13 protein-coding genes are annotated in these 11,552 nt (G+C 70.7%); 5 read left to right on the forward strand and 8 right to left on the reverse strand.

Annotated elements, in window-relative coordinates; genetic code table 11:
* Window positions 1–440: 440 nt before the first annotated feature.
* Complete coding sequence (locus ACFWY9_RS28110) at window positions 441–1,151, forward strand: class I SAM-dependent DNA methyltransferase (RefSeq protein ID WP_378340290.1); 711 nt, start codon at window positions 441–443, stop codon at window positions 1,149–1,151.
* An 18-nt stretch (window positions 1,152–1,169) separates the two neighbouring features.
* Here the strand turns inward: ACFWY9_RS28110 and ACFWY9_RS28115 are convergent, their stop codons facing one another.
* Window positions 1,170–1,466 carry a hypothetical protein gene (locus ACFWY9_RS28115; RefSeq protein WP_378331605.1) on the reverse strand — a complete coding sequence of 99 codons (297 nt, stop codon included), beginning with the start codon at window positions 1,464–1,466 and terminating at the stop codon, window positions 1,170–1,172.
* Window positions 1,467–1,666: 200 nt separating this feature from the next.
* Between ACFWY9_RS28115 and ACFWY9_RS28120 the strand changes: the two genes are divergently transcribed.
* Window positions 1,667–3,013 (forward strand): hypothetical protein, encoded by a 1,347-nt coding sequence (locus ACFWY9_RS28120; RefSeq protein WP_378340291.1) that lies wholly within the window; start codon window positions 1,667–1,669, stop codon window positions 3,011–3,013.
* Between the two features lie 39 nt (window positions 3,014–3,052).
* Here the strand turns inward: ACFWY9_RS28120 and ACFWY9_RS28125 are convergent, their stop codons facing one another.
* Window positions 3,053–3,805: a LysR family transcriptional regulator substrate-binding protein gene (locus ACFWY9_RS28125; RefSeq protein WP_378340292.1), complete on the reverse strand. Its 753-nt coding sequence runs from the start codon at window positions 3,803–3,805 to the stop codon at window positions 3,053–3,055.
* A 44-nt stretch (window positions 3,806–3,849) separates the two neighbouring features.
* On the opposite strand from ACFWY9_RS28125, the gene ACFWY9_RS28130 reads away from it, so the two are divergent.
* Window positions 3,850–4,221 (forward strand): DUF5997 family protein, encoded by a 372-nt coding sequence (locus ACFWY9_RS28130; protein WP_378331601.1) that lies wholly within the window; start codon window positions 3,850–3,852, stop codon window positions 4,219–4,221.
* Between the two features lie 43 nt (window positions 4,222–4,264).
* Window positions 4,265–4,921, forward strand: coding sequence for a transcriptional repressor LexA (lexA, locus tag ACFWY9_RS28135; protein WP_378331600.1), 657 nt, complete (start codon window positions 4,265–4,267; stop codon window positions 4,919–4,921).
* Window positions 4,922–4,927: 6 nt separating this feature from the next.
* Here the strand turns inward: lexA and ACFWY9_RS28140 are convergent, their stop codons facing one another.
* The 3 genes from ACFWY9_RS28140 to ACFWY9_RS28150 all read right to left on the reverse strand — a co-directional run bounded on the left by ACFWY9_RS28140 (window position 4,928) and on the right by ACFWY9_RS28150 (window position 8,155).
* On the reverse strand, window positions 4,928–5,935 hold the full coding sequence (locus tag ACFWY9_RS28140; RefSeq protein WP_378340293.1) for a hypothetical protein: 1,008 nt from the start codon (window positions 5,933–5,935) through the stop codon (window positions 4,928–4,930).
* Window positions 5,936–6,017: 82 nt separating this feature from the next.
* Window positions 6,018–6,911: a hypothetical protein gene (locus ACFWY9_RS28145; protein WP_378340294.1), complete on the reverse strand. Its 894-nt coding sequence runs from the start codon at window positions 6,909–6,911 to the stop codon at window positions 6,018–6,020.
* 44 nt (window positions 6,912–6,955) lie between these two features.
* Window positions 6,956–8,155: an MFS transporter gene (locus ACFWY9_RS28150; RefSeq protein WP_378331597.1), complete on the reverse strand. Its 1,200-nt coding sequence runs from the start codon at window positions 8,153–8,155 to the stop codon at window positions 6,956–6,958.
* A gap of 43 nt (window positions 8,156–8,198) precedes the next feature.
* On the opposite strand from ACFWY9_RS28150, the gene soxR reads away from it, so the two are divergent.
* Window positions 8,199–8,687, forward strand: coding sequence for a redox-sensitive transcriptional activator SoxR (gene soxR / locus ACFWY9_RS28155; protein ID WP_378330079.1), 489 nt, complete (start codon window positions 8,199–8,201; stop codon window positions 8,685–8,687).
* A gap of 12 nt (window positions 8,688–8,699) precedes the next feature.
* On the opposite strand, the gene ACFWY9_RS28160 is transcribed toward soxR, so the two are convergent.
* From ACFWY9_RS28160 to ACFWY9_RS28170, 3 genes are all read right to left on the reverse strand, one after another.
* Window positions 8,700–9,905: an alpha/beta hydrolase family protein gene (locus tag ACFWY9_RS28160; protein ID WP_378340295.1), complete on the reverse strand. Its 1,206-nt coding sequence runs from the start codon at window positions 9,903–9,905 to the stop codon at window positions 8,700–8,702.
* Between the two features lie 23 nt (window positions 9,906–9,928).
* On the reverse strand, window positions 9,929–10,474 hold the full coding sequence (locus ACFWY9_RS28165; protein ID WP_378340296.1) for a TetR/AcrR family transcriptional regulator: 546 nt from the start codon (window positions 10,472–10,474) through the stop codon (window positions 9,929–9,931).
* Between the two features lie 183 nt (window positions 10,475–10,657).
* A partial coding sequence (locus tag ACFWY9_RS28170) for an AraC family transcriptional regulator (RefSeq protein WP_378340297.1) occupies window positions 10,658–11,552 on the reverse strand: 895 nt, incomplete at its 5' end.

Here is an 11,552-nt window from a genome sequence, read left to right on the forward strand (position 1 = left end):
CCTTACCGGCGTTCGCCGCCGGTAAGGAGGCCTTCACGGCGCATTGGTCCACAAAGGACACTATCCGGCTGGTGTGCCGTAGCCGCCTCCGTCGCCGGACTCGCACCGGAGGACGTCGCCCTCACGGACGCGCAGGCTGTTGGCTTTGAGCATTTCCCGCGCGTGCTCCGTGCCCGGATTGAGGACGACGCGCGGGGGGTTCGCCCGCCTCGCCGCCGAACTGGGCTACGACCCCAACCCGAGCGCGCGTTCGCTGCGCGATGGACCTCAACCACGAGCGGCTCGCCGAACACGCCGTCGAACTCATGCTCGCCAGGCTCGCCGGGGCCGGGGAACCGGCCGAAGCCCGAAGCCCTCGTCGTCGACCCCGCGCTGCACCTGCGTGCCTCGACCTGCCGGAGTGTGGGCGAAAAGCCCGGTCGCCGGTAGTTTGCCGGGGTATGGAGGATTCCTACGCGGGCTTGGCGAGTCATTACGACCTGGTGATGACATCGGGGTATTACGACTACGACGCCTATGCACGGGCGCTGTTGACGGTGATCGGACCCCGTGCGGACCTGGTGGAGATCGGGGTCGGCACCGGCCTGGTCTGCGAGAAGATCCTGGAGCTGGCTGACACCGGCGTGCGGCTCACCGGGATCGACCACAGTGCAAGCATGCTGGCGGTGGCCCGGCGCCGTCTCGGTACACGGGTGACGCTCGAACACCAGGACGTCCTGCGCCTGACGCTGCCGCGGGCTTATGACGTCGCGTACTCCATTGGCGGTGTCTGGGCCTGCACCCGTGCCGGTGACGACGTCCGGCTGGCCAGTCTGTTACCGACCGACAGCGAAAACCTGCGAGCGCTCGAGAACGTGCGGGACTGCCTCAAGCCGGAGGGCATGGTGGTGTTGTCGGTCCAACGGCCGCACGTCGATCATCAGCAGCGCCTGCGGAACGGGTTCGTGTATTCGCAGGAAGTCCGCGAGGAAGGCAACGGCATGGTGATCAAGGACTACCGGGTCACCGACGGAGAGGTCGTCGTCGCCCGTCAGCGATCCCGGATCCGGATCTTCGAGCGGCACGAGGCGGAGGATCTCCTGGCACGGGCGGGTTTCCGGCCCGTGCCGGAGAACGGCGACGGATTGTTCCACATGTTCACCGTGCGGTGACCCGCGCGGGCAGGGATGTCATTCTTCTTTCCCGGCAAGGATTTTCGTCCGTCCATTTCGGATCGAAATGGTTTCGCCGGTGTGGGATGGCTCAGGTGGCGAGGTCCGGCCACGGGTCCGGCGCGTACGGCGATGCGGGCGCAGCGCTTCGACGGCGACGCGCAGCCCGGCGCCGAGGGCGGTCAGGTCCTTGAACACCTCGAGTAGGTCCGCCGTCCCGTTTTCGCCGCACAGTGCGGCGGCCGCCAGACAGGCGGTGAGCAGTGTGGCCGCGGTGGCGACCTGGCCGGCGGTGGTGCGCGTGGGTGTGGTCACGGGGCTCTCCCTGGCTTCGAGGGTGGCGCCATCGATGCGGCTTTGGGTACCAGGGAACCGTCGGCGGGCGTCGCTGGGGAGGGCGCACAAGGGGGCGCACAGGCACAGCGGGGAGCGCGGCACTGACCGTCGCGGCCGCCGGTCGCTACAGTGAGAGCCGGTGACTCGGGCAGGAACACCTGCGACAGGGGAGCGACCCGATGAGCGAACTCGTCGCCAACCACCGCCTCCGTGCGGTGATGAGCCAGGCGGGCGTGAGCCACAAGGGACTCGCGCGGCGCGTCGACGATCTCGGCGCCGCGGCCGGGCTGGACCTGCGGTACGGGCACACCGCCGTGGCACGCTGGCTGGCCGGCCGGGTTCCCCGCCCGCCGGTGCCGACGCTGATCGCCGACGCGCTCGGCGCGAAGCTCGGTCACCCGATCTCCCCGGCCGATATCGGCATGGCGCCGTCCGGTGCCGAGAACGCGGGTTTCGTCTACTCGCGTGGACTCGGCCAGGCGGTGGATGCCGCACGAACCTACTGGAGCACCGTGGATCGCCGAACCTTCGCCGTCGCCCTGCCCTGCGCCGCCGTGTTCCTGCGCCCGTTGGCCCGCTGGGTGTCCAACCCGCGCGAGGAGGACGCCGGTCATCGTGGCGGGCCGCGGATCGGCATGGCGGATGTGGAGCGGCTCCGGGTCCAGGCGGAGGCGGCGAGGCACCTCGACTCCGCGATCGGCGGGCTGACGCCGAGTGCCATGGTGGATCGCTGTCTGGCCACCGAAGCCGCGCCGTTGCTCGGCGGGACCTACACCGACGCGGTCGGGCGTGAGTTGTTCTCCGCCGTTTCGGTGCTGACGCGGCTGTCGGCGTGGAGCGCCTTCGACACGGGCGTCCAGCGAGAGGCGCAGGCGAGGTTCGTACAGGCGTTGCGGTACGCCCAGGCCGCCGGTGACGTCCAGTTCGGCGCGTACACGCTGGCGTCCGCGGCCTTTCAGGCGGTCTACCTCGGCGACGCCGAAACCGCGATCGATCTGGCGCAGGGTGCCTCGGCCATCGCCCGGCACTCCGCGACGCCCCGGGTGCTCGCGTTCGTCCGGATCGCCGAGGCCCGCGGGCACGCCCGCGCCGGCGACCGGCCCGCGACGGAGGCGGCGCTGTCCGCGGCCGAAGGGCTGCTCGAACGCGCCGACGCCGAACGGGACGAGGATCCGCCGTACATCGACTTCCTCGACCACTCGCGGATGCAGGCCGACGCCGCGGAGGCGTATCTCGCACTTGGCGTACCGGCCCGGGTGATCGCGCTGACCGACAGCGCGACGCACATCCGGCCCGGGTTCACCCGTTCACACGGACTGCGCCTGTCGGTACTGGCGGCGGCACATGCTTCCGCCGGTGAGGCGGAGGGCGCGTGTTCGTACGGTCGCGAGGCGGTCACCACGGCCCGTCACGTGAATTCCTCGCGGCTCGACGCCTACCTCCGGCACTTCGGTAAGCGGCTCGGCCCGCTGCGCGCGGCGCCCGGTGTCCCGGAACTGCTGGCCGCACTCCCGAGGGCACAGTGACCATTGCTCCGAAGTGGACAGTCCTGAGTGGATGGTGGGCTACGAACGGCGGCGCGGTTTCCCGCGTTTGCCGCCCTGGGGCCTGCCCGTGCTTCGGCGGGAACTCCCGCCACCTCGCTTGTCCGCCGTGGTCTTCCCGGTCTTCGCGGCGGCGGGCCTCCGCTTCGCCGGTTCCGGCGCCGGGCGGCCGCGCGTGCTGTTGACGGTCCGGCCGCGGACGATCCCGATGAACTGCTCCATCAGGTCGGTCGTCTCCTCCTCCAGCCACGACAGCGCGACGCGTGACTGAGGGGCGTCCGTGAGGGGCCGGTAGGTGAGGTCCCTGCGGTGATGCAGCCGGGCGAGCGACTGCGGGACGACGAGCAGCCCGACGCCGGCCGCCACCAGTTCGATAGCGCCCGCGGTGGTGACCGGCCGCTCGATCGCGGGCTGTCCGGGAGGCCGTTCCCAGTCGAGCGTGTCATCGAGGGGATGCAGCACGACGTCGTCGGCCAAGTCCTCTGTGGACACTTCGTCGGCCGCGGCGAGGAGGTGGTCCTTCGGGCACACGACCACGGTCGTCTCGGTGTAGAGCGGGATGGCGTGCAGGCCGGCGCGGTCGATCGGCAGGCGCAGGAGGGCCGCGTCGGCGTCGCGCTCCCGCACCAGCGTGGCCGCGTCGGCGGCGGACACCCCGGCCAGCTCCAGCGGCGTCCCGGGGTACCGCTCCTGCCAGATCCGCACCCACTTGGCCGGGATCACGCCGGGGACGTATGCGAGCTTGAAGGATGCGGGGACGTCCGGGCCGGTCACCGGGTCAGACTACCGGGCGTGAACACGGTCGTTACGCTTGACCGATGACGTCGCACAAGAGCACCCAGACGATGAAGCCCGCGACGGCGGCGAAGAAGCTGGGTGTGTACCTCGAAGCCACCCCCGCCGAGTTCCAGGAGGGTGTCGTCTCGCGCGACGAGCTGAACGCCCTGCAGGCCGACCCGCCCGAGTGGCTCCGCGACCTGCGCCGCAACGGCCCGCATCCCCGGCCCGTGATCGCCGCGAAGCTGGGCGTCTCCATCGGCGGTCTCGCGCGCGGCGGGATCACCGACCCGCTCACCACCGAACAGATCGAGGAGCTGAAGGCGGAGAGTCCCGACTGGCTGGTGCGGGAACGCGCCACCCAGGCCGAGGTCCGCAAGGAGGCGAAGCGGCTCAAGGAGAAGAACGCCTAGCCCGGCACCAAACGCGGCTGACCAGGCCTCTAGGATTCCGCGGGTGACCGCCTACGACGACGTCTTCGAGCATCTGGACACCTCGACCCTGCCGGAACGCCAGCAGCGGATCCTCGTCGCGATCCGGGACTGGGTGGTCCGGTACGGGTATTCGCCGAGCACCCGGGAAATCGGCGACGCGGTGGGCCTTCGCTCGTCCTCGACGGTGTCGAAGCATCTGGCGAGCCTGGAGGAGCGGGGTTTCCTGCGGCGTGGTTCCTCGGTGTCGCGGCCGATGGACGTGCGGGTGTTCCTCCAGGAGCCGAAGGCGAGCGCGGCCTCCGAGGACTCGGTGAGCGTGCCCGTGGTCGGCGACATCGCGGCGGGCACGCCGATCTCGGCCGAGGAACACGTCGACGACCTGCTCACGCTGCCTCGTGGCCTGACCGGGCGCGGCACCGTCTTCGGCCTGCGGGTGCGCGGTGACTCGATGATCGACGCCGCGATCTGCGACGGGGACATCGTCGTGGTGCGCCAGCAGTCGGAGGCCCATTCGGGACAGATCGTCGCCGCGATGATCGACGGCGAGGCCACGGTCAAGGTGTACCGCCGCCGTAACGGCCACGTCTACCTCGAGCCGCGCAACCCCGACTACGAGGTCATCGACGGCGACGAGGCCGTGGTGCTCGGCACCGTCGTGTCGGTGCTGCGCAGCGTCTGATCCCGTTTACCCCCGTGGCTGCGGCCGTTCGACGGGCTGTTCCGGCACGGGGCGGACGTCGTCCATGATCCGGTCGGCGTACTTGTCGAGCATGCGGGTGCCGACGTGCTGCGCGTAGCCGAGCAGTACCGACCACAGCAGCAGCGCGGACTGCGAGCTGATGCAGACGATGCCCTGCGCGAGCCCGGCGCTGAACGCCAGCAGGCCGACCACGGCGAGCGTCGCGCCGAACAGCACCTTGATGAGCGCCTGGTACCCGGTCAGCACGTACGGCGTCACCTCGGGACGCCGCCGGATCAGCAGGACCACGACCGACAAGCCCGCCCCGAGCGTGCCGAACATCTGCGCCAGCCAGACGTCCCAGCCGGTCGGCGTGGTTCCCCCGCTGGGGCAGACCATCGCGGACGGACCGGACTGCTGCGCCGGGATGCACAGCGGAACCAGTCCCGGCCGGACGATGCCGATGACGCCGAGCACGGTGTTGAGGACGAACAGCGCCACGGTCGCGAGCACGAGCTTGTTGCGCAGCGCGCGGGCCGCGGCGTGCGCGTCGTCGGACGCGTCGAAGGCGGCGCGGAGCGCGTCCACCACGACCGCGCGATCGGCCGCGGTGACCCCGCCGGAGAGGTCCAGTCCTTGCAGCGCCTGCGAACGCGGATCCTCGCACGGCAGGTAGACGTCGATCCTCGCCCGCAGGCCCGGCAGCCTGCCGGGCAGCTCGGGGTCGATCGACATCGCGGAGATCTCGGCCTCGTGCAGGGCCCGCCAGGCCCGCTCGATGTGCCAGCCCGACCACCACGACGCCACCGACCACCACCGGCGTGGCGCGCCCCGCAAGGCCGCGTCGACCACCTTCAGTGACGCCATGGCCGCGTGCCGGGCGTGCTCCGTGCCAGGGAGGTGTTCGTACGCCGCGAGATCGGCCCGCACCCGGCGGGCCCGTGACTCCACCGTCAGCTGCCAGTCGGCGCCCTCGGCCCCGAACACCGGGCCCACGAGCCGATCCTCGACCATCGTCATCACCTCAGGTCGAGCATCGCAGCGGACGGGCGGCGCCCGTGTCGACCAAACGTGCGAACGCTGCCCGCGCTGTCGATCACGGGGCGCAACGAGGAGCGGGCCCGTGGTACCCCTTCCGCGAGGAGTCGTCGATCCCGACCTCGCACGGGATGGACGGATCGAGCCGGTTGGCCCACACGAACGCGTGGGTCGAATGGTTCTGCAGGCCGATGGCGTGGTCGGGTCCCGCCGCCCAGGTGTTGCCGATGAGGGTGAGGTGCTGGACGTCGTCGATCATCACCGCCTGCGAGCCGAGCCGGGTTTCGCAGTAGTTGCCGAGGAACAGCCAGTACTCGGAGACGCCCTTGCCGCTGCCGTCCCCGGCCATGGAGTGCGGTCCCTCGGCCATCAGGCACATGTTGTCGACGTGTTCGCACCGGTTGCCCGCGATCAGCACGCGGCTGCTGGCCAGATGCTGGTCGTCGGTGGCGAAGGTCTGCATGCAGTCGGCGTGCGCCCCGGTGCTGTTGTCGGTGTGCGAGATGGTGTTGTGCAGGATCTTCACGTCGTCGCCGAAGAACCGCAGCCCGTCGCCGTCGCCCCCCTGCGGCGCGGTGACGGTGTTGTCCCGGATGGTGACGTTGTTCCCGCGTGCGTCGATCCCGGGTGCGGAGGGCCGGTTCAGCGCGAACCCGTCCACGATGACGTTGTTCGCGCGGACGTCGATTCCCCCGGCCCGCCGGCCTTCGCCCCGGTAGATCACGGGCTTGTCCGCCGTGCCGCCCTTGGTGATCTTCAACCGTTTCGTGGTGCCGGCGTCGTCGACGCAGACGACGTCGCCCGGCGTGATCGTGTCCATCGAGCGCTGATCGGTGACGTGCCGCGTGCACGCCGATGCCGCACCGGGGGCGCCGTTCGCGGTGGAGCACACGAACGGTACCGCCAGCACGGCGATCGCCGCGGCGCGTCCGAACAGGGTCCTGGGTGTCATCGGCGCTCCCGGGGTGGTTCCGTCGTTCACCGCCGGGAACCTAGTCACGCCGGGCGGGAGGGCTCCCGGCGGCGGAGGAAGTGGATTCCGGCGAGCACCACGGCGACGACAGCGGCGAGCCCGCCGGCGAACAGGAACGTGTGGCCGAGCCCGGCGGCGTCGATCACCGGCTGCGCGATCAGCGGCGAGGCGAACTGGCCGAGGAACAGCGCCGAGGTGAGCAGGCCGAGCGCCTTGGTCCGCGCGCCGGGGGAGACCGACGCGACCACCCAGCCGTTGACCGTCGGGTTCTGCAGGCCGACGCCGGCGCCGACCACCAGCAGCCCGATCCCGAACGTCCACAGTGTACTCGACGAGCCGATCACCAGGAGCCCGGCGGCGAAGGCCGCGAACATGCCGATCGCCAGCGGCCGGAAGTCCCAGCGCGCGCGGATGCGCCGGTAGTTCAGGCCCACCACCGTCATCACGAGGTTGACCGCGGCGATGGACACCCCCGCGACGACCGGGCCCGCGCCGCTCACCTTCGCCAGCCAGAACGGCGCCTGGGTCGGCACGGTGTAGAACACGACGACGCCGAGGAACATCAACGCGTACAGGCCGAGCAGCCGCGGTTTCCACGGCGAGGCGCTGGGCGCGTCTTCGGTGTCCGCCTGGCGGACCTCCGCCTCCGGGACGTACCGGAGCACCAGGAGCAGCAACGGCACCGCCAGCAGGTAGACGGCGAACGGTCCCCGCCAGCTCATCGCGGCCAGCAGACCGCCCAGCAGCAGCGCGACGACCCCGCCGAAGCCCATCGCCGCTCCCTGCAGGCCGAGCACCCGGCCGTGTTCGCTCGTGGGGTGGTGATCGGCGAGCAACGCGGTCGACGTCGTCATGACGCCCGCGATGCCGACGCCGAGCAGGGCGCGCCCGACGAGCAGGGCGGGCAGCGAGTCGAGCACGAGCCCGGACCCGCCTCCCACCGTGTACAGCACCAGGCAGCCGAGGAGGACGGGCACGCGGCCGATCCGGCCGCTCAGCCGGGCCAGCAGCGGCGCGGCGATCATGATCGCCAGGCCCGGCAGGGTCAGCACGAGCCGCACCAGGAGTTCGGCGTGCGGCACCCCGGCGAAGTGCTGCTCCATTCCCGGCAGTGCCGGGGTGATCGTCGCGCTGGCCATGATGGTCATGGTGCTGACCCCGAGCAGTGTCGCCAGCAGGGGTTTCGGTGGTCGCCGTACCCCGGCGACGGTCGTTTCGGTCATGCTCACGACCGTAGAACCTCAACAATTGTTAAGGTCAACGTCCATGAGGTCCGTGTCACAAGGCGAGGGTCCGCTGCCCGCGGAGCTGACCGTCGGCCAGCTCGCGCGCCGCAGCGGCGTTTCGGTGTCCGCACTGCATTTCTACGAACGTCAGGGCCTGATCACCAGCAGGCGCACCAGCGGCAACCAGCGTCGCTACCGGCGGGAGGCGCTGCGCCGGGTCGCGCTGGTCAAGATCGCCCACCACGTCGGCATCCCGCTGGCCGAGGTCCGCGACGCGCTGGAGCTGCTGCCGGAGAACCGGGTGCCGACCCGGCGCGACTGGGAACGGCTCGCCGAGCACTGGAACGCCCGGCTCACCGCGCGGATCCACCGGCTCACCCAGATCCGCGACCGGTTCACCGACTGCGTCGGCTGCGGCTGCCTGTCCATCGACCGGTGCCGGAGCGTCAATCCGGACGACGTGCTGGCGACCGAGGGCTGTGGCCCGCGACGGCTGCTCGAACCGGGCGTGCTGCCGATGGATCTTTGACGGGTTTCGTGGCTAGCCCGTCTTGGCGAGCGTGCGGCCGAAGAAGCCGGTGATCGCCTGCTCGTAGCGGACGGGGTCGGAGTTCCACGACTCGACGTGTTCGGCGCCGGGGAACTCGTGGTACTCCACCGGCCACTGGTTTTTCCTTGCCGCTTCGACGAAATCGCGGTCCATCCGGACCGGCGCCTCACTGTCGGACGCACCGGCGAAGAGCAGTGTGGGCGGTTTGGTGGCCGGAGGACGGTTGATCAGGTCGAGCTGGTTCATGTCGACGCCGGTGCGCCACCGGATCACCTGGTTGATCAGCCAGGTCATCGGGGCGGGCGCGCCGTACTGGCGTGCGGTGAACTCGCCGACCATCGGCATGCTGAGCAACGGCGAGTCGAGCAGCGTCGCGGTGACGGTGGTGGCCAGGGGAGAGCGGGCGAGGAACTGGCCGGCGATCTGCCCGCCCATCGAGCCGCCGTAGAGCACGATCTTCGTGGCGCCCTTGCCCTGCGCGTAGCGGACCGCCGATTCCACGTCCCGGTACTCGGACTCGCCGTAGTGCATCAGCCCGTCCGCGGAGGCGGGCGCCCCTTCGTCGTTCCGGTAGGTGATCGCGAGGACCGGCAGGCCGAGCCGATGGAGGATGGGCGTGGCGAGCATGGCGTTGCGCCGCCCGTTCTGGCCGTGCACGGCGATCACCCAGGTCGAAGCGGACGGCCCGGCGGCCGGGATGTACCAGGCGGGCGCGGGGCCGAGTTCCGTGGGCACCGAGACCTCGGAATAGTCCATCCCGTACGAGGTTTTCGGGTCGGTCATCATCACGCTGGTCACGTCGACCGTGGCGCCTGTCGACGGGGCGGGTCCGCCGAGGATCGGCCGTTCCACCGAACCCGGGGACTCGGCGATGATGTCGCCGACGGTCGCTTCCGTGCCGTCCCAGACCATCCGGAACGTTCCGTGCCGCCGGGTGTGTTTGCCGGGAGAGCCGATCACCACGCTCGTCCCGCCGCCGGTGTGCTTCACCGCGAGTACGACGTCGGAGTGGTCGGGGTGGGTGTAGTACTGGTGGTCGGGTTTCATGGCGGAGTCGCTGACCTGCCAGGCGAGTACGAACGCCCCGCCGACGACGAGCACCAGCAGCACCGCGATCGCTGTCAGCACGATCCGGCGCGTGCGGCGTTTCCGGCGGGGCTTCGGTGCGGTTTCTTCGCTGTTCTCGGTGGTGTCCATGGAAAATTCCCCCTTGGTGACGGCTATTTCCGGGTGCCGTCGAGAACCCGCTCCACGGTTCGTGCGCACAAGGCGCGGAAATCCTTCTCGCTCAGCCCTATCCGGCCACCGAGATAGAACTGGACCAGTCCCACGACCGGCATCGTGATGGCGAGCGTGACCTCGATGGCGTCGCCGGAGCGGAGCACTCCCTCGCGGATGGCCTGTTCGACGGCTTCGAGCACGGGGGAGAACGCGGGTGAGGCACCGTCCCGGAAGTCTTCCGGGAACCTGCGTGCCTCGTCGCGCCGGTCCGTCAGCAGAAACCGGTACAGATTCGGCTTGCCGAGCGCGAAATCGAGGAAATCGCGCATCAGGCCGTGAAGCCGGGTCTCGAAGTCGCCGGCCTCCGTGCGGTGTCCCCAGTCCTTACCGATTTCCGCGAAAGCGTCGTCGGCGACCTTGCGCAGCAATGCTTCGCGATTCGGGTAATGGCGATAGGTCGCCATCGCGGTCACCCCGGCCTCCGCCGCCACCCGGCGCATCGTCACGGCCTGCGCGCCCTCGTGCACCAGGATGGCCAACGCCACCGACGCGATTCTCTCAGCGGTTCCCGGTTCTCCCATGTCTACACCGTACACGTCGATGTCTACGCTGTACACACCCGTGCCATGGTCTGTCGCGAACGACGTACCACCCGTGATCAGAGACGGACTGTCTCCCGTCACGTGAGTTACGTGCTCAATCACGCGAGTGACGGGCCTTCAGAGCGCTCAATGCGGTTCGCGGCGCCAGGCCGACGGGTTCACGCCGCGAACGCGCTTGAACGCCACGCTGAAGGCGAACGCGTTCTCGTAGCCGACTTCGCGGGCCACGGTGGCGACGGTCGCCTCGGTGTCGCGCAGCAGGTCGGCTCCCAAGGTCATCCGCCAGCCGGTGAGGTAGGTGAGCGGGGGCTCGCCGACCAGTCCGGTGAAACGGGCCGAAAAGGCGGCCCGGGACATGCCGACCTTCGCGGCCAGCCCGGCGACCGTCCAAGGGTGGGCGGGGTCCGCGTGCAGGAGACGCAGTGCGTCGCCGATGGCGGGATCGGCCAGCGCCCGGTACCAGGCGGGCGAGGTCGCCTCCGACCGGGCGCACCACGCGCGCAAGGCCAGCACCAGTACGAGATCGAGCAACCGGTCGAGGACCGCGTCCTGACCGGGTTCGTCGTGCGCGATCTCGGCGGCGAGCAGGTCCAGAGCCGCCCGCGTCCGCGGCCCGGCGGGTACGACCGCCAGCGGCGGGAGCATGTTCAGCAGGCGGTCGCCCACGTCGCCGCGGAGTTCGTAGGCGCCGCGGAGCAGGACCGTCGCTCCCGGCAGACCGTCGCCGTAACTGCGGGGAGCGAGATTCTGGTTGGCGTGCACCACTTCCTCCCCGCCGATGAAGTACTTCCTGCCGCCGCGGACCTCGACCTCCGGCGGCGTGGCCGGGTCGTCGGCGACGGTGTAGCGGCCGGTTCCCCGGACGAGGGCGATGTCGCCCGCGGCCAGCCGGACCGGGGGGGCCCCCGGCGACCCGCTCGCGGGCCGGGGGGGGCGCGGGGCGCGGGCCCCCGCCCGGCGGGCGGGGCTGGGGGGGTGGGGGTGTCGGAGAGCGGCCCCGCCAGGCGACCCCGCCGACCCC

The sequence above is a fragment of the Amycolatopsis sp. NPDC059027 genome (genome assembly GCF_042739735.1).
In the GTDB taxonomy this organism is placed as follows: domain Bacteria; phylum Actinomycetota; class Actinomycetes; order Mycobacteriales; family Pseudonocardiaceae; genus Amycolatopsis.

Coding starts and splice junctions, on each gene's coding strand:
- ACFWY9_RS28140 (WP_378340293.1), bottom strand. CDS start 5,935: ATGGTCGAGGATCGGCTCGTGGGCCCGGTGTTCGGGGCCGAGGGCGCC.
- ACFWY9_RS28150 (WP_378331597.1), bottom strand. CDS start 8,155: ATGACCGAAACGACCGTCGCCGGGGTACGGCGACCACCGAAACCCCTG.
- ACFWY9_RS28130 (WP_378331601.1), top strand. CDS start 3,850: ATGACGTCGCACAAGAGCACCCAGACGATGAAGCCCGCGACGGCGGCG.
- ACFWY9_RS28120 (WP_378340291.1), top strand. CDS start 1,667: ATGAGCGAACTCGTCGCCAACCACCGCCTCCGTGCGGTGATGAGCCAG.
- soxR (WP_378330079.1), top strand. CDS start 8,199: ATGAGGTCCGTGTCACAAGGCGAGGGTCCGCTGCCCGCGGAGCTGACC.
- ACFWY9_RS28160 (WP_378340295.1), bottom strand. CDS start 9,905: ATGGACACCACCGAGAACAGCGAAGAAACCGCACCGAAGCCCCGCCGG.
- ACFWY9_RS28110 (WP_378340290.1), top strand. CDS start 441: ATGGAGGATTCCTACGCGGGCTTGGCGAGTCATTACGACCTGGTGATG.
- ACFWY9_RS28145 (WP_378340294.1), bottom strand. CDS start 6,911: ATGACACCCAGGACCCTGTTCGGACGCGCCGCGGCGATCGCCGTGCTG.